This window comes from Acetobacterium wieringae (assembly GCF_026646375.1).
Taxonomy (GTDB): Bacteria; Bacillota; Clostridia; order Eubacteriales; family Eubacteriaceae; genus Acetobacterium; species Acetobacterium wieringae_A.
Map to the genome: position 1 here is coordinate 109,507 of NZ_JAIPPU010000010.1, position 23,808 is coordinate 133,314.

The window sequence follows — 23,808 nt, forward strand, 5'->3', positions numbered from 1 at the left end:
CCCTAGATAGGGCGCTTTTTTAGTTCACTGGCACGGAGCCGATGTTCTGTGTGAATCATTCCAATATTGGTAGTCATAACATTGCCGGTGGTGGCAGGATAATCCAGAAAGATGGCAATGGTTACGGCCAGTGCCAGCCCTTCTAAGGGAATACCCAGAAGGTTGAAAACGATGGTGAAGAGAAAAGCCCCCATACCTGGGGATGGTGGCACAGCCACCGAAAGAATCATGCACAGAATCACAACCGGAATCATATCCGGCAATGAAAAACCGATTCCGTAAATATTACCTATAAACAAAGATGTTAATAATAACATCGGAATAGCGTCCTGCTTATTAAACAAAACCCCCACTGGAATCGAAAAATTGACGACATAGTCCCGGATTTTCTGCTTGCTCATTGCTGTTGCAGTATGACTGGCAAAGGTGGCACTGGAACTGGCGGTTGAGAAGGCTATCAACAGAAATGGCGCTGCGGTTTTTAAATAAGTCACTGGGCTTATTTTTTCATAAACCGTTAAACTCAACAGCATGAACACATTAATGATCAGAAAAGCAATCAGCAACAATACAATCAGCCATACGGCCCCCAGCAGAGCTGCCCCTTCACCGGAAATCATCATGTTCAAAATACTGATAAAAACCACCACCGGCATCAGAGCACAAACGGCATCCAGGATGGTGGAAAAAATCAGATTAGCTTCGGTGATAATTCGCGTGATTTCTGGAAAGCGGCCCTTTAAGGTCAACATCACAATACCACCGATAATCGCCAAAAACATGATCTGTAAGGTATTGCCATCGATAAAAGGCTGAATAATATTGGCTGGAATGATTCCAAAAACCATCTCACCAATCTGGTTCCACAAATCCCCCTGACCAGCCTGACTTGCTGACCCAGTGTTGCCCAGCAAAAAAATTTGAGCCATTCCCAGCGAAACCGCTGAAGCCACGAGAATAACTACCATCGACCAAGTCAATAACAATCGGAAGATCCGTTTCATCTGAGCCAGATTATCCATATTGAAAATACTGCCGATGGCGGAAAAAAACAGTACCGGTATCACAATGGCATTGAGAAAACTAAAAAATGTACTGCTAATGGGAGAAAGAATCCCGCTGCCAAGCTGTTTGCCCAGCGCTGGTGCCGTCATCTGGATAAGAAAGCCGGTCAGAATAGCACCAATCAGGGCAATGGCCGTTGTCAACGCAGGGTTTAGCGGTTTTTGCTTAAGCGTATAAGCAACGTTATTACAGCCCTTTTCGTAGGAATAGGTCACCGATGACAGTCCGATTAAAATATTCTGTCCAATTCGATTGAAGTCAGCCGCCTCGCCCTCCGGCATTTCCGGTAGGGTCAATGGGTTTTCCGGATTACCCCAGTAATTCAGCGTCAGAGTAATGGTTTTAAATCGCTTCTGAATCGACAACTCAAAATACGCTTGCGCATTGGCCCGCTCACTCCAGTAAACAATAGCTTCTTCCACAAAAAGTTGTGCTTTCATGTTATCGCTTTTAGGACACTTGTATTTTTGTAATAGCTCCGAAACAAAGGTATTGGCTTCATCGAGACTGGCCAGACTAAGTGGTAAAATCTTTTTTACTTCCATGGTTCCTCCTTATGCATCTATCTTATGACTGCGTTTGTGTGAACCATGCCACTGATAGTCCCGGGTTGTAAAACTGTCAAACCTGAAATTATCTGGCTCTGGCATAAAGAACACACGGCATTGCCCATACCGTGTGCCTTTCACCATGATAAAAAATTGTCATGATCATCAAATGGTGAAATGATAGTCTAAGATTACCCCATTATACCACTTGACGCGTTCTGCCGTCATCATAATTTAACTGCCAATTTACCCCAAATTTATCGACCAGCGAACCATAAACCTTACTCCAGAAGGTTTCCTGCAATTCGGTTTCGACAGTCCCGCCATCTTTTAATTTATAGAAAAGGCCTTTGATCTCATCAAGATCATCACTAAAAATGACCAGAGTCATCTTTTCTTTTTGATTGTCCAGTGATTTTGAGAGTTTATCCGATAGCGATATCCGCAGTTCATCGGAGTTAAGATCAGCACGAATGGTCACTTTTTCGGCCCGGTCGGGATTCCCCGGTTCGATCAGGGTTTCATCAAATAATATAATTTCAGCCTGATCCGTGCCAAAAACATCGGCATAGAATTCCACCGCTTCCTGACAATTTCCATTAAAACTAATATAGGGTTGTACCTGCATTTCTACACTCCTTTGCGTTTGGGTGCACCCTTTGCTGATAGTATTTGGGGCGTGCACCAGGATCTCGGTTTTTACTAATTTTACAGCACCATGACACTCTGTTACATGGTATAGCCCTTTTTTTACGATTTAAACGGTTTCGGGTAAATTTTTTACAACTTTCTGTAAAATAAAATTGACCTGATGCCAATCTGCTGTTATTGTTATAAGGGTCATATATGCAGATTTATTTTCATTCATTTTTGCCTTGTTACAGACAACCTGATCTACTTTTCTGCAATCTGTTATTATTTGAGGGAGGATTTCTTGTGAGTATTATTTTTTTAATTATCGGCCTAATATTATTAGTTAAAGGTGCCGATTTTTTTGTGGAAGGTTCGTCCTCCATTGCCAAGCGCTTTAACATCCCCAGTATGGTCATCGGTTTGACCCTGGTGGCTTTTGGCACGAGTGCCCCGGAACTGGCGGTCAGCGTGTCCGGATCGCTAAATCAAGCCAATGGTATTGTTTTTGGGAATGTGGTGGGTTCCAATATTGTCAACATCCTCTTTATTCTGGGGATCTCAGCGTTTATTTCCCCCATCAGTATCAAATCAAAAACAATTTTTAAAGAGATGCCTTTTGCTATCCTGACTACCGTTGCTTTAATGCTGATGGTGATGGATGGTCTGATCAATGGCGATCCAATCAGCGCAGTTTCCCGTTCAGAAGGATGGATTCTATTGCTCTTTTTTGCCATCTATCTTTATTCGATGGTAGAAATTGCCATCCTTGGCAAAGAAGAATCCGAGGGTGAAATACTTGTAATGCCTGTTCCCAAAAGTATTCTCTTTACCATCGGCGGTCTGGCCGCCGTTGTTTTTGGCGCTGATCTGGTGGTTAATGCAGCCATTGAAATTGCCACCATCCTGGGGATGTCCGAAACCGTGATCGGTTTGACAATCGTGGCCATCGGCACCTCCCTACCGGAACTGATCACCTCCGTGGTAGCAGCCAAAAAAGGCGAGAATGATATTGCTGTGGGCAATATCATTGGTTCCTGTATCTTTAATACGCTGTTTGTTCTGGGGGTTTCCGGGGTTATCTTCCCAATTGAAATTGCCGCTGAAAACTATGCCGATCTGTGGATTCTGCTGGCGGCGATGATTATCGTCGTTCCAATGATGTATACTTCCAAGAAAATCAGCCGCTGGGAAGGGGCCGTCATGATGCTGGGCTATGTCGGTTATTCGGCCTTTATTATCATGCGGGCGATTTCTTAGAGACTTATCCATTTTGAACAGTAAAAAAGCACTCGCTTAATGCGGGTGCTTTTTATCGTAATACTATGCCTGGCCTTCATAGCGTAAGATCAGCTGATCGATGGCGGCCAAGGTGTCCTCTTTGGGCAACACATAGGAACTACCAGGCAGACTACCAAAAAAATCATCAAAAGCCGCTACAATTTTCGCTTCTTTTAATTTTATCGTCTTAAAAATCTGTTGATCAGCTTTCTGATAATGCAGGATCAGATGCACCAGAGTCGCTTCATTCACAAATTCTACTGCTGAATTAAGAACGATCTTTTTTTCATCGAATGCGTAAGTTTTTCGGGTATCAGTGGCAATATCCTGACGTACCAGTTTGGTCAACATCAGGCGTTCGGCCGGAGTAAAGGGATGACATACCTCCTCCGGAAAATACATGTTGCCAGTATCCATGAAGGTTTCCAGGTTATTTAATGAAAAAACATTGATCATCGAGCGGTTTTCTGCTTTAAAATAATCATAAAAGCGATTTGTGGCCGATACCAGGTCATCATAGAAGGGCAATTCCCGGCGAACCTTGTCGGCCACCATTTCATGAGTGGCATAATAGGCAAAGCATGGCAGAGGCTAGATGACCTGACGAATACGATAGGTCGTATCCAATGAATATATAGCAAACAGATCTCGACTTTCTTCGATAAAGGGTTCGGATTGCAAAAGGATGGTCAAAAAACCTTTCTGGTAGAGATCATAAAGCGACGGATCCTGATAGCGGATGGCCCTGCAAAAATCCCGGGAAATCACAATGACTTCTTCCGATGTGAGCATAAAATAGGGAAACAGTACATTGATTTCCTGACTCTTCCCAATTGGCTGATAATAATAGTTGGAGTGATAAGTAATATTATCAAGCAGCGACAGGCCAATCAGAGTTTTTAGGGTGCTAAGTCCCGGATCGGCAACGCTTTCATCACTGCCTTCCGGAAAACACTGAACATCCTGCAAAATCAGGTGTTTTGTGTTTCCCAGCATTTGCGAAAAAATGTGCGCATAAACCAGTTCAAAATGACTGGGGATGGAAAGCTTCAGATGCGGTGCAACCTGGCAAAAAAGCTCCCGATCAATGCTGTTTTCGATGACGCTTCGGACAGCTTCAAAACTAGTCACAATCTGAATTTTTTGTTGTTCCCCTGAGCTGATCGCAGCGGTATCCGGAGCTTTTAATTCTTTCGAGAAAGGAATTTGATAGTTGGTCAATTCAAAAATGATGGCCATCAACTCCACAATTTTTTGACGATTATAATAACGCCGTTCGCCGACCTGGGTGATTTCTTGTAAGGCCTGTAATTCTTCGATTTCAGTCGTTGACAGGCGAAGCGCTTTACATAAGCTTTCAAAAACTTTATGTGTAGGCAACCGCTCGCCCGTTTTTATCCGCTGCAGAGTGGTGCGATTAATTTTTCCAATTTCTGCCAGAGATTGTACGGTTTCGCCACTTTCATCAATTAGTTCTTCGATTTTTTTACTAAAACGTGTCATCGGCTACTCCAGTTTCTATATTTTGGGAACCTTTTACTCTTATTATAACCGTGTCGGAGCCAATTTCAAGATGTGGCATTTTGTGTGCCAGAAAATTTTGCAGTTTTTTGATCCTGTCGAATCGGAAGTGGTTAGCTATAGGTCTAAGATCGGTCATAAAAAAACAAGTGCAAATGTTTCAGCACCAATGACATGCTTAACACTTACACTTCTATCGTACAAAAAAGAGTACCCACATCACTGATCCGTTGCGTACTCTTTTTTACTCTATTTATCTAGGCGATATTGCAAACAACACGATTAGACCACTTGATTGCTTCCCGGTAGTCGTGATAAATGTGGTAATCCGCAATTTTTAAGACTTGAGCCAATTCTTCGACCAAGCTCCATTCGCCTTTTTCATAGGCCACCATCAAAGCCAGGATCGGAAAAAGGATTCCCTGCTGGTTGATCAGAGCCTCTAAAATCGCTTGAGGCAAGGCGATCCCCGCCAATACCACATCCATTGGTTGATCAAGAATTGCATCCAGAACACTGAAAAGGCCCATCAGCGCGGCATCATGTTCCAATTCATGCAATCCCGAGCGTTTCGCCAGTGACTCGGCAAAGCGGGTGCGAATCAGCGACAGTTTGATCAGTTCGGTGGGTTTGTCTTTGCTGACTTCATGAATCATTAAAATACTAATCCAGCGTTCAAATTCGCGCAGACCAATATAGCTTAGGGCAAACTTGATGGAGCCAATCGATTCGCTGCCAGCCCGAAAACTGGCCAGCCGGAGTAACCGATAGGTCAAGGTCACATCCTGCTCAATCATCTCGGCCAAACGATCAAAGGATGGTTCCTCCGCATTTATTTCAGTCATTAGTTGCAGATACTGAAGCTGCGAGGGGGTGGCTCGAAAGGTGCGTCCGGCTATGTGCGGTTTACTGAAAAAATAGCCTTGAAAGAGAGTAAACCCAAGCTCCTTCGCTTTTAGAAATTCATCACGGGTTTCCACTTTTTCAGCTAGCAGTGTTTTTCCCTGAGCAAGACCCGCCGGAATATCATCGATAATGGTATCAAGCGGAGTGACCATCAGATCATACTTGATAATGTCTGCCAATGGCGTCAGAGGGTAGGTCTGATAGGTCTGGGCGAAATCATCCAAAGCGATGCTGTAGCCCTTCTCTTTAATATCCTCGAGACGCGCAACCAGATTGCAGCTGACTTCAATATTTTCCAACATTTCCACAATCATTCGATCTGGTTCAATTAGTTCCACAGCTTCGGAATGAATAAAGATTTCATCAAAGTTAATGAAGGCAAATTTGTCTTCAACGAGGTTCTCCAGTCCCGATTCAAACAGACCGGTGATGACCATGGCGGTTGCCCCCTGAGACGACATGCCGCCAAAATGCGTCGAGTGGTTGTGAAGCCGAAATAAAAGCTCATACCCGTAAACTTCCAGCTGAGCGTTAAAAATCGGTTGTCTGGCAATAAACATATAGCCTCCTGGGTCTTTTTATACTGGTGTAAAATTATAAATGTCCGTCTCTATTCAATATGTTTATTGTAACACTATGTTTCATCAAAAACAAGAATTTTTGCACCCACTGTCTGTATTTTTGAACATGTTTTCTATCTGCTGCCGTTTATTACCAACAAAAAAATGGCGCAACCGTAGCTGGCCATGTATATTCGTGAATCTGTTATCTAATTTTTCTTGCTCAGGCGATGTTTCGAATGATTTCATTGGCCCAGGCAATTGCTTCCCGATAATCGTGATACAAAATGTACTCCTCGATTTTTAGCTCTTCCGATCGATTCATAGTGGTTGCCCAATCACCCTTTTCATAGGCCAGCATCAGTTCGTAAATGGGGTATAGTACTCCCTCCCCATTTATCAGTGCGTCTGGAATTGATGGTGGCAAAGCAATACCAGCCAATGCTTCTTCCATGGACAGGTCAAGAATTCCATCGAGAACGCTAAACAACCCCATCATTGCTGCCGCATGCTGGGTGTTGTAGGTCATCAGCGCTCGCTTGGCCAGAGTTTGGGTAAAACGGCTCCGAATCAGCGCGATTTTCACCAGCTCTGAGGGTTTTTCCTGGCCCAGATCCTGAAGCATCAGAATATTGAACCAGCGCTCAATTTCGTTGAGTCCCATGTAAGTCAGTGCATAGCGGATCGAACTGACCAGATCATGATTAGATCGAACACTGACCATCCGCATAACCCGATACGCCAAGGTGACATCCTGTTGGATCAGCTCAGCTAGGGCATCATAGGAAGGATCTTCTTTTTTAAGTTCCTCAATCAATCTGAAATACTGAAACTTGGTCGGCGATTTATTGACCGATTGACCAGCAATCACCGGTTTGCTGAAAAAATAACCTTGAAACAGGGTAAATCCCATCTTCATGGCCTGCAAAAATTCATCCCTGGTTTCGACCTTTTCAGCCAATAACACCTTGCCCTGGGCCAGCGCATCGGCGGCATCGCTGGCAACCGTTTCCAGAGGGGTTGCAATCAGATCATATTTGATAATATCGGCCAGTGGACTCAGTGGATAGTTTTGGAATTCTTCTTCAAAATCGTCCAGCGCAATCCGGTAGCCCTTCTCTCGAATTGATTTAATCCGTTCAATCAGGCTGTCGTCAATTCTTATTTTTTCCAGCATTTCCACTACCATCTGATCCGGTTTGATTAATTCCAGAGCGTCGGAATGGATGAAAATCTCATCAAAATTAATAAAGGCCCGCTTGTCCTCAATGATGTTTTCAATTCCCGCTTCATAGAGTCCGGTGAGCACCGCTGCGGTGGCTCCCTGAGACGAAATTCCACCAAACTGACTCGATTGGCTGTTGAGCCGAAACAGCAGTTCATATCCATATACGTCCAGATCCACGTTAAAAATCGGTTGTCTGGCAATAAACATCTGCTCTCCTCCTTGAACGGTGTCAGGTCGGTCATCTGATACCCGAATTTTTAAAACCTGTTGTCTCAATGATAGCATCATCAAGACCTATTAACAAGTGAAAACGATTGACATCAAATAAATTAACCAACGGTTAGAATACAATTGTCAGCCGACCGCTTTGCCGTTACGAAATTTACCTTTATGCACCAATCGGCCGCTTCGATCATAAGAGCGCCCTTCCCCATGCCAGACGCCATTGACAAACTCACCCTCATACTTCAACTGGCCATTATCGTAATATTCTTTACAGTGGCCGGTCGGCACTGATGGATCTTTAATGTTTTCCTGATTCGTGGACAGCCGAGAAAAATTGCCTTCGCATTTTAATCTACCGTTAGCGTCAAAGATACGTCCCTGACCGGAGGCATAGCCATTGGAAAAGCTCCCGATGTATTTAAGCTTGCCATTTTCTTCGTAGAGTTTCCCCTGACCCGAGGCCAGACCATTGACAAAGCTGCCTTCGTATTTAAGAAGGCCATTGGGATAATATTCTTTGCCGGGGCCAACCTGGATAGTGTTAACAAAAACCCCGGTTGAGGCCAGATGGTTGTTTATATAACGCTGGCCGATCAAGCGATTGCCCTGATAATAACCAATGATATAGCCGTCCCGACAGGGAACTTTGACCTCTGGTTGCTGGCCTTGACGTTCTTTTTTTTGCCGGGATGAAAAATAAAGCCAAAGGGAGAGGCCAGCAAAAACGACCAAAACCAGAAATAAGATGCCGCCCATACACTTACCTCCTGTTTAGATTTATAAATCGATCATTTAAAACTGCAATGAGCTTTAGGCCTCGTTTCGCACGAAACACCAGAAGAAATCGCGATGCGAATTTCTTCGAGGTCGCGGGCAGTCGCCAACTACAAGCAAGCTTGTGATTTGCTCGTTGCCTTCGCGAATTTCTACACTGTTCGGCGTAACGTTCTGTGAACTGTTCGCCTACATGTTATGAAATGTTTGTGTAAACAGCCCACAAAGCAAACATTGTTCGTTGTTTTTTATTTCACAAATACCAATGGTTTTAGAAAACAATTTTGTGGTAAAACACATCTGACAGCCACACCGGCTCATTTATATCTTATTATACCCCGGTTGGCTCCCATGTCACAAGTGGCTTTGTAAAATTGGGACCGGCCGCTGGTGCGTATTCGACCAGCAAGGCATCCAGTTGTGCCAAGGTCGCTTCAGTACTCAGCACATAGTCGCTATCCGGCAGACTGAGAAAAAATTCTTTAAATGCCGCAATGATCAAAGCTTCCCGGAGTTCGATGGTTTTATAGACGATCCGGCCAGCGATGCGGTAATGTAGAATCAGTCGCAGACAGTCGCAGCTCTCATAGATAAATTCCACCGCCTGGTTTAAAAAGAGTTTTTGATCATCCACGGCAAAGATTCGTCGACGATTATGAAACAGATCATCCCGAACCTGCTTCAAAATCATCAGGCGTTCTGATGGGGTTAGCAAATGATAAATCTCTTCTGGAAAAACCAGATTGCCATCATCCATGAACTGCCTTAAATTTTTTAATGAAAAAACATTCAGCATCCCCGTGCTGACCTGGCGGAAGTAATTAAAATAGCGGTCAACTGCCTCCAGCAAGGGTTCGTAATAAGGAAAGTCTTTATTCAACTTGGCTTCTAGTAGAGCTCGATCCGTGTAATACGCAATACATGGCAACGGTTCAACCACCACTTCCACCTTAAATTTGCGATCAAGGTCAAAAACATCAAAGAGATTATTACTTTCCAGAATAAAGGGCCGGGTCGAAGCCAGAATTTCAGCAAAACAGTCGCTATACAGACGCACAAAAGCCGGATCATGATAGCACACCGCTTGGCTTAAATCCCTGGAAATGGTAATGACTGTAGTGGACGTTACGAGAAAATAAGGAAACAGGGCACTCATTTCTGGATCGTTGACTCTCGAGTTTGTCTCAATCGTATAACAATGTGACAAATAATTGACGTTGTCCAGCAGCGTCAGGGCGATCAGATGCTTTAATGCCCCCAGCATCGGGTCGGCGGCGGTGTCGCCAACTTCCCGGCGTAGACACAAAACATCCGCAAGATCAAGTGTTTTGCTGTTTCCCAGCATCTGCATAAATAAATAATCATAAACCGCCGAAAACGTATAGGGAATGGTCAGTTTAATGGTTGGTTCTGCTTGCCTGCTCAACTCCTGATCAATGCTTTTCTCAATCAGACTAAGCACCTGTTTTTCACCGCAAACTATTTGCATGGCCGGAAGAAGCTCATCCGGAGCTTTTTTGACATCCCAGGACTTAAGCTCTTTGGAATAGGGAATTTTGTATTCAGTTAATTCTGAAATGGTTTCGATCAGTTCAATAATCTTTTGGCGGTTGGCATAAATTCCTTCACCCACTTGGGCGATCTCCCATAGTTTTTCGAGTTCAACGGCTTCTGCCGGCGAAAGCCGTAGCACCCGTATCAGTTTTTTTAGCATCGCCCGAGTCGGCAGCCGTTCGCCCGACTTGACCCGCTGCAGGGTGGTACGATTGATACTTCCCATTTCTGCCAGTGCCAAAACGGTTTCACCGCTTTCACTGATCAATTCGGTGATTCTCTGACTGAGTAATGACATATGACCTCCCGGAAACAGGCAAGGTTGCCTATTTCGACTTTATTATTTTTTCTTAAAGAGTTACATTCAATTAACTCTTTTATTATTCATGTTTTCTCCACCCATCATAAGCGTTTTACGATTGACTGACAAGTGTAATATTTTGTGATTGTTACAAAACCGCCAATATGACAATCACATAGGTCAGTAAATAAATATTGTCTTGATTGGCCAATTTTGCTGGTAATTACAGGACAAAATCGATATAATAAATACTGCTTTTGCACAGTTATTAGAAATGATTCGTGATTCACTAAGGATTCTGGCAATCATTTATATTATTAATATTCATCACAATCAATTAAAAAACTACTGTCCTTAGCAAATCACCACGTAATGCAAGTTGTGTGACAATACTTGGATTGGACTTGTAAATGCCCTAATAACTGGCCAAGCAAAAAAAAGAAAAGAGGAAAAACATGGACGAAGAAAAAATTCTGCTGGATAACACTCCGGCTCCCGCTGTGGAGCTGACAGGTTTACGGGAACGACGGGTAATCAAAAGACACCTTTCAACAAGACTGTTGGGTTTCACCCTGGCGATACTGGCAGTGGCTGTCATCGCCCTGGGGATCGTGTCGTACTCCATGGGCTCAGCCGCCCTGCTTACCCAGGCCAATGCCGATGCCCAGAAGTACACTGATGAAGGTGCTTCCCACGTTGCAGCCATTATTGCCGGGAATCTGGAAACCCTCAGTGAGGTCAGTAAACGCAGCGGTATCGCTTCAATGGATTATAATACCCAGGTGGCGGCCCTGGCTTCCGATGTCACTGCCCTGGGTTATGAGGATCTGGCTGTCATGAATATGGACGGTCATGCCAAATACCTCATCGGTGGCGGGGAATTTGACTCCTGGAGTGAGTTCTGGTACGAGAATGGCTTCAAGGGCGAACTGGCGATTTCGGATGTGGCCATCAGCAAAGTGACCAAAGCTCCCTGCGTTTTTGAAGTCGCTCCGATCAAAAGCAATGGCCAGGTCGTCGGCCTGTTAGTCGGCCGCCGTTCCCCCACCTTCTTAAAAGAAACAACCAATTCCATGGGTGACGGGCAGCGGCAGTACGGCTTTGTGGTCAACAATGAGGGCGGCTTTATGGCCTACCCCAACGATGAAGTCATTTTAAACCAGACAAACGTATTTGACGAGATAGACAATGACGGCGAATGGAAGGATTTCGGCCGGGCCTTTAAGGAACTGGGCGCCGGCCAATCCGGAATGCTTAACTACACGTTTAATGGCGACAAAAAAATCGGCGCCACCGCTCCGATTCCCGGTACCAACTGGAACCTGATTATCGCCCAGTTCGAAAGTGATGTCCTGGCTCCGATGAATCATTTACGAACGATCACCCTCCTCATTTCACTGCTGGTACTGGCACTGGGCGGTGCCGCCGCCTGGGTTCTGGCCAAACGGATCACCAAACCGATTGTCGACTTAACCGCCCTGGCCAATCAGATGGCCCTGGGGGATGTGGATCTGGAAATCACGGCCGCCAGTGAAGACGAAATCGGCGCCCTGATGGATTCCTTTGCCACCATCATCGAAAACCGGCGGGAACAGGTTGAAGCGGCCCAGCGCTTATCCAAAGGTGACTTCGCGGTGGCGATTGTGCCCCAGTCCGACAAGGATGTGTTGGCCTATGCCCTGCTCGATATGGTTGCCGCAATGAATGCGGTCAGCGACGACATCAAAAAGATCGGTGCCGCCGCCCAGGATGGACAGCTTAATTACCGCGGCAATACCACCATCTACAGCGGTGCCTACAAAGATATGATTATCAGCCTCAACAACATGATCAACACCTTTGTTAAACCCCTGAAGGTGGCCAACAAAGCCATCGAACGAATTGGTAACGGCGTGCTGCCCCCCAAAATCACGACTGAGTACAAAGGCGATTTTAACGATCTGAAAACCAATATCAATGCCTGTATCGATGGTCTGGGGGCCCTAACCGAAGGGAATCAGGTGCTGGCGCTGCTTTGTGCCAATGATCTGTCCCAGAAGATTGAGGGTCACTATCAGGGAATTTATCAGGAAATCGGTGAATCCATCAATGGCGTTCATGCGCAGATGGTCCACATTGTCGAAATTGCCAACAACATCGCTGCCGGAAACTTATGCGATCTCGATGGTCTAAAAGCCATCGGCAGCCGCAGCGACAACGACACCCTGATACCCAGCTTTATTTCGATGATTGAAAGCATCGCCCTGCTGGTAACCGAAACCCAGACCATGACCCGAATGGCGGTTGCCGGTGATCTTGATAACCGCGGCAATACTGCTCAATTCCAGGGTGAATACGCCAAGGTGGTGGAAGGCTTTAATCAGACTTTGGATGTGGTCATCGAACCGATCAATGCCGCCTCAGCCACCCTCCGGGAACTGGCCCAGGGAAATCTCCATACCGAAATGCAGGGCGACTTTAAAGGCCAACACGGTCAGATTAAAGAGGATATGAACCAGACCATCGCCTTCCTGAAGGACTATGTGGACGAAATCACAAAAACGCTGGAAGAACTTGGCCGGGGCAACCTCAATCAGGAAATTACCCGCTATTATCTGGGCGATTTTGAGGCCATTAAAACGGCGCTTAATGCGATTACCGAAAGCCTCAGCAGCACCATGGCCGACATTAACAATGCCGCCGGCCAAGTCGAAAGTGGTGCCCGTCAGATTTCGGATGGTGGTCAGGCGATGGCCCAGGGCGCTACGGAACAGGCCTCGGCGATTCAGGAGCTGACCGCTTCCATCGACGAAGTCGCCCAGGAAACCAAACAGAATGCGATGCGGGCCAATGAAGCCAACCAGCGCTCCATTGAAGTGCGCAACAATGCTGAAATTGGCAATGTCCGAATGAATAACATGGTCACAGCGATGGTCGATATCAACAGTTCATCCCAGAGCATTTCCAAAATTATCAAGGTCATTGATGATATCGCCTTCCAGACCAATATTCTGGCGCTGAATGCGGCCGTTGAAGCGGCCCGGGCCGGACAACACGGCAAGGGCTTTGCGGTTGTGGCCGAAGAAGTACGAACCCTGGCCGCCCGGTCCGCCGAAGCCGCCAAAGAAACCACCGGCCTGATTGAAGGCTCCATCGACAAGGTGGCCATCGGTTCAAGAATTGCCGATGAAACCGCCGAAAGTCTGACCGAGATTCTATCTGCAATTGAGAAAGTCACCTCCCTGGTGGGCAATATCGCCCGGGCCTCCAACGATCAGGCTTCGGAAATCACCCAGATTACCAAAGGTATCGAACAAGTATCCCAGGTGGTTCAAACAAACTCGGCCACCGCTGAGGAAAGCGCCGCCGCTAGCGAAGAACTGTCCGGACAGGCTGAGATGCTAAAACAGATGGTGGGTGCTTTTACCGTCAAGAACAGTGGTAACCGCACTGCCCCGACCCACCCAGTCTTCGAACCGGAACCAGTCTCAGTCCCTGAACCCCGGATTGAGCTGGATGATTGGGACAATGACAAATATTAAAACCGCGTCGATTGCCGCACGACCCTACCAGTATCAAATACGTGTCAAACCAGCGGTGTTCATTAGTACAATATAAAAGACAAAGCCGTCACGCCACCGGAATTGGCGGCTTTATTTTTTATTTAGAACCACTCTTGATTTCCCCAGCAATACAGGTTATAATTTCAGCATGTCGACTTTTATCGACACCCGTGATACGTTTTAATCGCACATAATTTTACACCAGGAGGGTTTACGATGGCAATTGTATGGACAAACGATTTATCAGTTGGGGTGAACAGCATTGACGCCCAACATCAACAATTATTTAAAATGGCAGATGAACTTTTTGAAGCCGGTAAAACCGGAAAAACCAAAGAAAAAATTGGTGAACTCCTTTGTTTTTTGGATAGCTACACCAAACAGCATTTCAACGATGAAGAAGCGTATATGAAGAGTATAAACTATCCGGGCCTGGCTGAGCAGCAGACGGCACACAAAGCCTTTATTGATGAGCTAGCCAAGCTAAAGGCTGAATATGATAAATCCGGCGGTAATATCGCGGTGATCATTGGCGCCAACCAGATGGTAGTTGACTGGCTGACCAAACATATTTCCGGCATGGATAAAAAAATCGGTGCCCACGCTTAAATGCAATAAACCTGAAAAAAGCAGCGATCGATTGTCGCTGCTTTTTTTGACATTAACAGTATCCTATTTGGCTATCACTGTACATAAACCGCACCCGGCCATTTTGAAGACCTGAAAAGTTATGCACATTCCAGCGGGACCATCCGGATTAACCAAAATCAAAGTTCCCCCATTTACAACCTCGCTGGAAACGGTTATACTAATGCTGGACTCTTAATCATGTAAGACTGGAGTAATGGTTAAAAGCATCCCGTAGACTCAAGACTTATTGTTACCCCTAAACTTCATACCTAAGGAGGAAATCCATGTCGCTTGTCCAGAATATCATCGAAACATACAATCTCGTTTACCAGGTCAAAAAAGACTACCCCCTGGAAATCATTGTTACCACGGATCTTTATCACGAACGGCAAAAACTGGCCAATACCAAATGTGACCAGGCGATTGTTGCCGCCTCCCGTCAAGAGCTCGAAGACAGCAAGAAGCTGCTGGTTTTGCCAGACGAACAGGATCATCATTATTATCTGCTGCTGCACGAGGATCTGTTTGATGAATCGCAACAGTATTGCCAGGCGGTTGCTTATGAATATAGCCGGCTGATTGATTATGCCGACATCCAGGAAAAATATCAGGTTGCTAATTTGCGGGCCGCACAATTTCCTGATTCGGCCTGTTTTTTATTTTTAGCCGAAGTGCGGGCCTGGTATCGTGGTTTTAATCTTTATTACAACCTGATCAGTGCTGAAAACAAGGCGGTACTGTTTTCGTATCTATGCGGCACGGTGCCGGAATATGAAAGCGTGCTGTCCTTTGATCCAGGCGCGCATATGCAGGCGCTGGCTGAATTTTACGGGCAGGCCCTAGCCATCAGTGCTTATGTGAACTTTGATGTCAGTCTGCCAGACTACTTAAACCGCCATCACGTTCACGAACTGCTAGCAGCCCTTCATGATCATATTGACAACCTCTGTATTTTTGAAAATTACGAAACCATCCATGAAGCTTATGAGGATTTCGTCCAGCATAAATCCAAAGATTTGCAACCCCATGTTCACAGCCACTGCTGCAACCATAATCACCGCGATTATTAATCTGACCCGTTTTTTTTAATACTCTAAAAAAAGCCTGCTCTGAGCAGGCTTGCGACGGTAAAAAAGGTTGAATTCACTCGCCTGAAACAGTACAATTAGCTTATGTTTTAAAATCGTGACACCCTATCGTGTACAAATCTGGAGAAAACAATTGGAACAATCACTAAAAAGCCAAACCAACGAAACCTTTAATATCGCCCAAATCATAAAGCAAAAAAATCTGGTGGCTTACTTTCAGCCAATCATGTCCGTCACCGGGAAAAAAATTCTGGGTCTGGAAGGCCTGATCCGGGGAATCATTCCTGGATCGGAAAAAACCATCCCGCCCCAGCTACTTTTTTCCGCCGCCCATGCCGCCGGACTGACCATCCCGCTGGATCGGGCCTGTCGTGATGCAGTACTGACGGCCTTTTTAGAGTATCATCAGGTCAATCCGGATTTACTGCTTTTTCTCAATCTGGACACCGCCATCATTGATGAGGTGGGGGGATCAAATTATCTCTGTGAGCAGGTCAGCAACAGCGGGATCAGTCCCAAAAATATCGTCATCGAGATCAACGAGTCCAAGGCCCTAAACACCAGTGGCCTGACCCAGTTTGTCACCACCTACAAAAACAAGGGCTTTCTAATCGCCCTGGACGATGTCGGTGCCGGATTTTCAAATATGGATCGGATTGCCGGGCTGAAGCCAGATATCGTCAAAATTGACCGCTCGATTATCCAGGATCTGGATCGCATTTACCACAAACAGGAGGTCTTTAAATCACTGGTGAATCTCACCAATAAGATTGGTGCCCTGATTGTTGCTGAAGGAGTGGAAACCCGCAGCGAAGCCATCCAGGTACTCAAACTTGGCGGCCAGGTCATTCAGGGCTTCTATTTTGCCAAGCCGGGCAATGATTTTGTGCTCAAAGCCGAGCTGATCGCTATAACCGCCGAAGTCGTGGACGCCTACAAGGCGCTGCTACTTCGAGAGCTGGAGGATTATAATCAGAAATGTCTGGCCTACACCCAAACCGTTAATGGGATGATCAAGGCCTTGGCTGTGGTGGATCACCCCGATGAGTTTGACGGCCAGCTAGAAAAGTGCCTACTGGGCTCCGAAGCCGTGGATTGCGCCTATGTCCTCGACGAAGCGGGCATTCAATGCAGCGATACCGTGGGCGCAAAAAATATCGGGGCCTGTGAAAAGCTGGTCTTCCACTCGGCCAAAATGGGTGTTGATCATTCGATTAAAAACTTTTATTATAATCTGATCAAGCGTAAGCAGGACACCTATATTTCCGAGCCCTATGTGTCAATGGCCACCGGTAGTCTCTGCATCACCTATTCCCGTGTCTTTCGGCTGGCGGCAAAAAAATATATTCTTTGTGTCGATTTTTTAGAAACTCAGCAGCCCCTGTCAGCCCATTTCCAGTAGCGCAAAAAAGATGAACATCGATGTTCATCTTTTTTTATCCCTATAAGTTGTTTTTCCGGTATTGAATGAAATCGACCTTAACAGGCCGACCGGTTAATTCATCAAAATAGTCTTCTGCTGTTTTATCAGTAAAGCTGCCGTCTACAAAAAGGATGTTTTTCTTCATTTTTACCTGGAGCTCATAAAGTCGCCGGGTCAGCTCTTCGCTTTCCTGCTCATCCATCATAAACTTGACGCCATACTCAAACAGATTTTCTTTTAATTCCTCAACCCGTACGGGGGTGCCAATGGCGCTAATCTCGCCGCCCATCAAGGTGGCTGCAAAGCGTAACGTAAAATCTCGTTCCAGTGGAAATTGAATATTGGAGATAAAGCACAAGCCCCCGGGACCGATATCTTTAACCAGTACCCGGGAATTACCAACATGCATCTGCTTGTTATTAATTCGCAGAATCGTCAGCTCGGTTATTAAAAAGTTTCTAAATCGTTGGCGGAAATATTTGCGCCGTTCCACCTGGGATTTCGCCATGGTTCGACTCAGCAATGGCCGACATTTGCGATTTTGTAGTAGTTCATCGATTTTTAAAAAGGGGATCGGTCGTGAATAGAGATAGCCCTGTCCCGAATAGCAGTTGTGTTCTTTGAGAAAAGCCAAGTGATCGCAGTTTTCAATGCCCTCAGTAACCAGCTTGATGTGCAGCGCCTTGGTCAGGTTGATAATGGCCTGGGCGATGGTGGCGGTTTTACTGTCGAGCATGACGTTTCGAATGAAGCTGGCATCCATTTTAATGATGTCAACATTAAAATGATTCAGGTAACTCAGCGATGAATAACCGGTACCAAAATCATCCAGAGCTACTTTTATCCCGACCGCCTGCAATTTTTTAATGTCATCAATGGCTTTTTGAGAGTCTTCAACCAGCAAACTTTCGGTCAGTTCGACAATCAAGTATTTGGGATCGACCTCATATTCGGCCAGAATATCTTGGATATTTTCGACAAAATTGCGTTCGTAAAACTGGATGCTGGAAAAATTCAGGGATATATAGACCGGCGGATATCCTTTTTGAATCCAATAGCGATGATCATCACAGATTTTTTGTAGCATCCATTTCCCCATTTCAACAATAGCACCGGTTTCTTCGGCCAGAAAAATGAACTCATCCGGTGAAACAATCCCCCAATCCGGATGATTCCAACGAATCAGTGCTTCAATGGCTAGAATATCATTGGTTTTGATCCGCACAATCGGCTGATAAAAAACCATAAACTGATTCCGTTTAAGGGCCATCCGTAAGTCATGACGCAGCTGCAACTGCTTGTAGTTCTGGATATTGAGTTCGGATGAATAGAACTGGTAGCGGTTGTGGCCCTCTTTTTTCGACCAGATCAGCGCAATATTGGCGTATCGAATCAATTGCTCAATTTCATCCAGACCGTCAGCACTCTGATTGATGTCGTCCTCGGCAGACAATTGCTCATCCACTGACAACTCTTGGGCTTTCACCTCCAGGGGGTAGACACTGACACCTACATTGACATTGATATTAAATTCATACACATCAATTTTAAAGGAGCGATAAAAGAAATCAATGATTTCGGTTACTCTGGCCTGATAGGCATCCAGATTAATCAGTCCCTCGATGACAATGGCAAACTGATCCTCAGAGTACCGGGAAATCAACGTATCTTTACCAAGTAAGCCCCGTAGCCGCATGACAAGCTGGACAATCAGCTGCTGTCCAACCCGATGCCCCAGCGAATCGTTTATCTCCTTAAAACCCTCAAAGTCCAGCATAAGAAGGATCAGACTGGCATTTTTCAGATTGGCCTGGCGGCATTTTTCGGCCAGCTCTTTTCTTAACTGGTTGGCTTTTGGCAGAGTGGTAATTTCATCATAACTGGCCAGTTTTTCGATTTTCTTTTGCATCACAATGCGGTTGGTGACATCTCGAAAATCCAGCACCAGGCCAGCTATAGTCGGGTGGGCTAGAAAATTTCGGACGTGTACTTCCAGGTAGATGGCTTTATCGGTCTGACCGGAAAAACTGATGATCCCCGTTTGCACCTGCTCCGGTTCAGTGATGACGGCGTAAATCATCGCCTTTAAGGCCTCGGCCTGATCCGGCTCATAAAAATCATAAATCAGACGCCCCTTCATCCGCCCGGGATGATAACTGATCACCTTCCGGGCAGTGTCACTGATATAGCTAAGGATGCCCTCCTCCGAAATAATCGCAAACACCACCCCCGATTCCTGCACCAGAATTCGGGAGCGTTGCGAAATTTTCTCGATTTCCAGCTGCTTGCTGGCAATGGCCCGTTCATAAGCTTTTTTTTCACTAACATCCTGAATGGTGCCATAGACATGGGCAATCTGTCCGGCCGAATCCAGCCGGAACTCAACAATCTGAAAAACATCACGAATCGATCCATCCTTTTGAATGACCCGAAAGGCCAGTTCAAAGGGTTCTTCAGAAAGATTCCCAAAGGTTGAGTCGGTTATAATACTGCGATCCTCGGGATGAACGCGGCTCAGAAAATCATTAAAAGTACCCTTAAACTCCGCTGCCGTAATCCCGAAAATACGCAATGCCTCGGCCGACATATAGTTTTCATCTGTAGCCATATTCATTTCCCAACTACCGATTTTGGCCAGCCGCTGAGCCTGTTCAAGATTTTTTTTGATAAAACTGATTTCATTCTCCAACTTTTTGATATCGCTTATATCCTGAATGGTACCGACCAGATCAGTGTTTAGGCCGTCTTTATTTTTAATCGGCTCCCCCACCAGCCGGACGTATTTCGTGGTGCCATTTCTCAGTTGAATCCGATATTGTAGATCAAATTTTTCCCGGGCCAGACGCTTACGGGTCAGCTCCGCCAACACATCCCGATCCGCCGGATACGTAAAATCCATCAGTTCAATGACGCTGCCGCCAAACTCTTCCGGTTTTAAACCATAGATCCGATAGATCTCATCCGACCAGAAAATTTCGTTTTTTACCGCATTGTATTTCCAGCTGCCGATGCCCGCCACCTTCTGCCCGAGATTAAGGTTCTCACCCAACTCAATTAAACTGTTCTCGATAATTTTCTCACTGGTAATATCCTGTAGGGCGCCAATGATTTTTTTCGGCTGGTCGGTATCATCCAACAGCGTTCTGGTTTTTTCCCGGACGTATTTGAGATTGCCCTTTGCAGTAATCATCCGATATTCCAACTCCTGCTCACTGCCCTTTAGTGCTTCCACCCGGGCAGCACTCACCTGGCCTCGATCATCCGGATGGACAAACTGATAATAAGCATCAGCCTTTTTTTCATTGCAATCTGGAATCGTTTCCAAAATGTGATAATACTCATCACTAAAAAAAAACATATCTAAATCAATAACATAGGTCCAGGTTCCGGTTTTCATCATTTCCTGAGCATGTCGCCGATTTTCGATTAACCAGTCATCTTTTTCCGACAGCGCGGCCACCTCTTTTAATTTAATCCGGTTCAAAAAGTTTTCCAATGCCACCGCACTCACCATCCTTCCAACTCACCATCAGGTTGAGGATCGTTGACTTTTTCATTGCTCCTCCTTGCCTTGACAGATTTCCACTTCCTATTAAAAGTATACGATGGTTTATAGTGATTCGCAATCCCTTGTTTGGATTTATTTCCCTAGTGGCGCAATGATCACAACTTCATTTGTAATGCTTTCCTGCCACTGATTGGCGATCTGATCACCATTCAGTCAAAATAATCTGAAACCCTTGATTAAAAACATAATAAGCCCCTCAACGACAGATTGTCACTAAGGAGCTAGTTTGTAGGTGGACGGGCATCCTCACCAGTTCGTTACCACCTGTTGTAGGCGTTTTCGGATCGACATCCTTTGGCGGTAGAATTTAACGAATACTCAGAACTTCAGTGACCCGATAGAAAAAGATCATCACCGAGCGTAACGGGGCTTAGAGCACAGGGAACAAGATCAGTAAAACTGTTGTATCCCACCGTCGGCGCATTGGTATTAACTGTGGTGCCAGTATGACATTGGTGAGGTGGTGTCGAAGTGTAATAGAGTTATTTTTATAGCCATTGTTTTTGTCAATTGTGGAAGAGAATTTCAATGATATCTCGATAATGTCGCTTTAGTGGGGATAAGTGCCGATTTCCATGCATTGCACCACTGCTGTTGCGGCGCTCTTTCAAAATGAAGACTACCACCGTGACAGCCAGATATATTTTTAGCAGTATCAGATCAGTAACATACTCATACCATGGTAATCAAACTTTTTTAGTGAGAACCAACAGCATTTCTTTAACCAGATCCCTTCGGATTTCAGGATTTTTGCGGTTAGTTTGACGGTTCTTCCAGATAGCGATTCATTCCGGCTGCCGCTTTGGTCGGCAGAAACTCCAGCACTTCGTAAGCTGCCACCTGTTCACGATAGAAGGGATCTTCAGCAATGATCGCCCATACCTCGTCTTTATCACGGGCCTGACAGAGAATTACCCCTCCGGTGCGGGGGCTTTTGCGACCGGACAAAACAAATTTGTCCAGCTGATAATACCGGTCCAGATAATCACAATGGGCGGGAATCACCGCTTCCACCTCAGCTATTGGTTTAATGTAATTGAGTAAGATAATAAACATTATTCGCTCCTAATCGAAAAACTGGGCTGAATCAATATCAGCCCGACAGTTTTAAGTATAACCGACTTCTTCTAGGTGGTAAAGCAAAAACGACAATTTATATTTAAGGTTCATTCTAAAAATTCGATACTTTTAGAATGTATAACAAAAGCCTAACAATTAATTTGATCATTCTATGGGCAATTTTTAATCTTAACTGATCACAATCGCTTTAGCATCGCTTGGCCCACAGCATCGGCAACTCCTGAAGGTGGGTTTGCGCCACCCTTAAAACGAAAACTCTTGATCAAAGCAATTAAAAAAAACTAAAATCATTGTCAATCTACCCACTCTTTTTTCTCTATTCACCCGATATTCCTACAAATTCTTGCCCACTCCGACTACTTAACAGTAAAAGACCATAAAAACAGCCGTGACGAATGGTGACGTCACGGCTGTTTTTTTAAGGGGGAGCTGGCGGTCAGGCTTTATCAATCCGGAAGACGACCTTTTCCCCACAATCCGGACATTGAAGCGGGGCCTCATTAATGACCCCTTTCCGGGCGGCATAGACAAAGGGAAATACTGCACTGAGTGCCATCATGCACAAATTTCCGCTGTTGTCCTTATCCAGCAGGGGTCCGTCAAAGATGACTTCATCCCCCGGCGCATAAAGCGGACAATCCGATGCTGCCACGACCAGTTTTATTTTTTGTTCAATCGCATTCATCGTTGACCTGCCTACAGTGCCTGACGGTACAGATCTTCAATCTGGGTCAGGGTCGTGGTCCGGGGATTGACCAGAATGTTTCCGCTTTTCATGGCATCCACCGCCATCGCCGGGATCAGCTCGGCGGTTACGCCCACTTCACTGAGGGTCTGGGGAATTCCCAGAGAAGCAGTCAGCGAGCGGACCTCGTCAACGAGGGTGTCAGGGGTAAAGGCAGTTTCGATGCCGTCGCCGAGTTTGATGGCATCATAAATCACCCGGTAGCGGCCGGTATCGGCCAGGGCGTTGTAGTTTAGCACCGTTGGCAGTAAGATGGCATTAGCGACGCCATGCGCGACATCAAAATAACCGCCCAGCGGGTGGGCCATTGCATGAACATTGCCCAGCCGTGCCCAGGCAAAGGCGATGCCGGCAAACATGCTGCCATAGAGCATGGCAGCTGCCGCTTCGGGATTGGTCCGGTCAGCGACAAAGGGGCGGATGTTTTCCCCGAGTAGCGCGAGGGCCTTTTCGGCCATGGCATCGGAAAATGGTGAGGCCGCCTTGGACAGGTATGCTTCAATGGCATGGACCAGGGCATCAATCCCACAGGCGGCCGCCGTTTTTTCCGGCGTGGTCATTACCAGGGTCGGATCGAGGATTGCCACCGCCGGTAGCAGCTCGTAACTGAACACCGTCAGCTTGTAATTTCGGGCCCGGTCGGTGATCACCGCAAAGGCCGTCACTTCCGAACCGGTTCCGGCCGTGGTGGGAATCGCAATCAGCGGGACAATTGCGCCGGGAACCTTGTCAGCACCCTCGTAGTCGCCAATGGCGCCGCCAAACTTGGCCAGTACGCCAACGGCCTTGGCCACATCCATCGGTGATCCGCCGCCCAGGGCAATGATGCAGTCGGCGCCGCTGGCCGAAAAGGCACTGGTTGCCCGGTCAACAGTCTCCACCGAAGGATTGGCTTCAATCTCGGTAAAGCTGTCAAAGGCCAGCCCGGCCTCGGCCAGAATATCGGTAATCCGGGCCACTACCCCCATCTTATTAAGATGCGGTCCGGAAATCACCATTGCCTTCTTAAGCCACTGCTTACCCAACAGCTCCGGTAATTTTTTGATGCTATCGACCCCACAGATAATTTCCTGGGGGATTTTAAAACTAAACTGATTCATCTGTCTTCCTTTCATGCTGTTATTTGATGCATTGATGCG

17 protein-coding genes are annotated in these 23,808 nt (G+C 46.0%); 5 read left to right on the plus strand and 12 right to left on the minus strand.

Going from position 1 to position 23,808, the window contains the following annotated elements; all coding sequences use genetic code 11:
- Window positions 1-2 precede the first annotated feature (2 nt).
- Window positions 3-1,610, minus strand: coding sequence for a dicarboxylate/amino acid:cation symporter (locus tag Q7P33_RS10610; protein ID WP_303870196.1), 1,608 nt, complete (start codon window positions 1,608-1,610; stop codon window positions 3-5).
- Between the two features lie 202 nt (window positions 1,611-1,812).
- Window positions 1,813-2,241 carry a VOC family protein gene (locus Q7P33_RS10615; protein ID WP_303870198.1) on the minus strand — a complete coding sequence of 143 codons (429 nt, stop codon included), beginning with the start codon at window positions 2,239-2,241 and terminating at the stop codon, window positions 1,813-1,815.
- Between the two features lie 308 nt (window positions 2,242-2,549).
- On the opposite strand from Q7P33_RS10615, the gene Q7P33_RS10620 reads away from it, so the two are divergent.
- Window positions 2,550-3,503 (plus strand): calcium/sodium antiporter, encoded by a 954-nt coding sequence (locus tag Q7P33_RS10620; protein WP_303870200.1) that lies wholly within the window; start codon window positions 2,550-2,552, stop codon window positions 3,501-3,503.
- Window positions 3,504-3,566: 63 nt separating this feature from the next.
- On the opposite strand, the gene Q7P33_RS10625 is transcribed toward Q7P33_RS10620, so the two are convergent.
- The 6 genes from Q7P33_RS10625 to Q7P33_RS10650 form a co-directional block, all read right to left on the minus strand.
- Window positions 3,567-4,079: a hypothetical protein gene (locus tag Q7P33_RS10625; RefSeq protein ID WP_303870202.1), complete on the minus strand. Its 513-nt coding sequence runs from the start codon at window positions 4,077-4,079 to the stop codon at window positions 3,567-3,569.
- A 36-nt stretch (window positions 4,080-4,115) separates the two neighbouring features.
- Complete coding sequence (locus Q7P33_RS10630; protein WP_303870204.1) at window positions 4,116-5,027, minus strand: helix-turn-helix domain-containing protein; 912 nt, start codon at window positions 5,025-5,027, stop codon at window positions 4,116-4,118.
- A 275-nt stretch (window positions 5,028-5,302) separates the two neighbouring features.
- A complete protein-coding gene (locus tag Q7P33_RS10635) occupies window positions 5,303-6,511 on the minus strand; it encodes an EAL and HDOD domain-containing protein (RefSeq protein WP_303870205.1) in 1,209 nt (402 codons plus the stop codon).
- 223 nt (window positions 6,512-6,734) lie between these two features.
- Complete coding sequence (locus tag Q7P33_RS10640; RefSeq protein ID WP_303870206.1) at window positions 6,735-7,946, minus strand: EAL and HDOD domain-containing protein; 1,212 nt, start codon at window positions 7,944-7,946, stop codon at window positions 6,735-6,737.
- 147 nt (window positions 7,947-8,093) lie between these two features.
- A complete protein-coding gene (locus Q7P33_RS10645) occupies window positions 8,094-8,720 on the minus strand; it encodes a toxin-antitoxin system YwqK family antitoxin (RefSeq protein ID WP_303870208.1) in 627 nt (208 codons plus the stop codon).
- Between the two features lie 349 nt (window positions 8,721-9,069).
- Window positions 9,070-10,590, minus strand: a complete 1,521-nt coding sequence (locus Q7P33_RS10650; protein ID WP_303870209.1) for a helix-turn-helix domain-containing protein — start codon at window positions 10,588-10,590, stop codon at window positions 9,070-9,072.
- A 458-nt stretch (window positions 10,591-11,048) separates the two neighbouring features.
- Here Q7P33_RS10650 and Q7P33_RS10655 point away from each other — a divergent pair, with 458 nt between their 5' ends.
- The 4 genes from Q7P33_RS10655 (at window position 11,049) to Q7P33_RS10670 (ending at window position 17,255) form a co-directional block, all read left to right on the plus strand.
- On the plus strand, window positions 11,049-14,114 hold the full coding sequence (locus tag Q7P33_RS10655; RefSeq protein ID WP_303870210.1) for a methyl-accepting chemotaxis protein: 3,066 nt from the start codon (window positions 11,049-11,051) through the stop codon (window positions 14,112-14,114).
- Between the two features lie 237 nt (window positions 14,115-14,351).
- A complete protein-coding gene (locus tag Q7P33_RS10660; protein WP_303870211.1) occupies window positions 14,352-14,744 on the plus strand; it encodes a bacteriohemerythrin in 393 nt (130 codons plus the stop codon).
- A gap of 305 nt (window positions 14,745-15,049) precedes the next feature.
- Window positions 15,050-15,835 (plus strand): hypothetical protein, encoded by a 786-nt coding sequence (locus Q7P33_RS10665; RefSeq protein WP_303870212.1) that lies wholly within the window; start codon window positions 15,050-15,052, stop codon window positions 15,833-15,835.
- A 151-nt stretch (window positions 15,836-15,986) separates the two neighbouring features.
- Window positions 15,987-17,255, plus strand: coding sequence for an EAL domain-containing protein (locus Q7P33_RS10670; protein WP_303870213.1), 1,269 nt, complete (start codon window positions 15,987-15,989; stop codon window positions 17,253-17,255).
- Window positions 17,256-17,295: 40 nt separating this feature from the next.
- Here the strand turns inward: Q7P33_RS10670 and Q7P33_RS10675 are convergent, their stop codons facing one another.
- The 4 genes from Q7P33_RS10675 to Q7P33_RS10690 all read right to left on the minus strand — a co-directional run bounded on the left by Q7P33_RS10675 (window position 17,296) and on the right by Q7P33_RS10690 (window position 23,769).
- A complete protein-coding gene (locus Q7P33_RS10675; RefSeq protein ID WP_303870214.1) occupies window positions 17,296-20,778 on the minus strand; it encodes an EAL domain-containing protein in 3,483 nt (1,160 codons plus the stop codon).
- Between the two features lie 822 nt (window positions 20,779-21,600).
- Window positions 21,601-21,900, minus strand: coding sequence for a YciI family protein (locus Q7P33_RS10680; protein ID WP_303870215.1), 300 nt, complete (start codon window positions 21,898-21,900; stop codon window positions 21,601-21,603).
- 460 nt (window positions 21,901-22,360) lie between these two features.
- Window positions 22,361-22,609, minus strand: a complete 249-nt coding sequence (locus tag Q7P33_RS10685; protein WP_303870217.1) for a TIGR04076 family protein — start codon at window positions 22,607-22,609, stop codon at window positions 22,361-22,363.
- Between the two features lie 11 nt (window positions 22,610-22,620).
- A complete protein-coding gene (locus Q7P33_RS10690) occupies window positions 22,621-23,769 on the minus strand; it encodes an iron-containing alcohol dehydrogenase (RefSeq protein ID WP_303870219.1) in 1,149 nt (382 codons plus the stop codon).
- Between the last annotated feature and the right edge of the window lie 39 nt (window positions 23,770-23,808).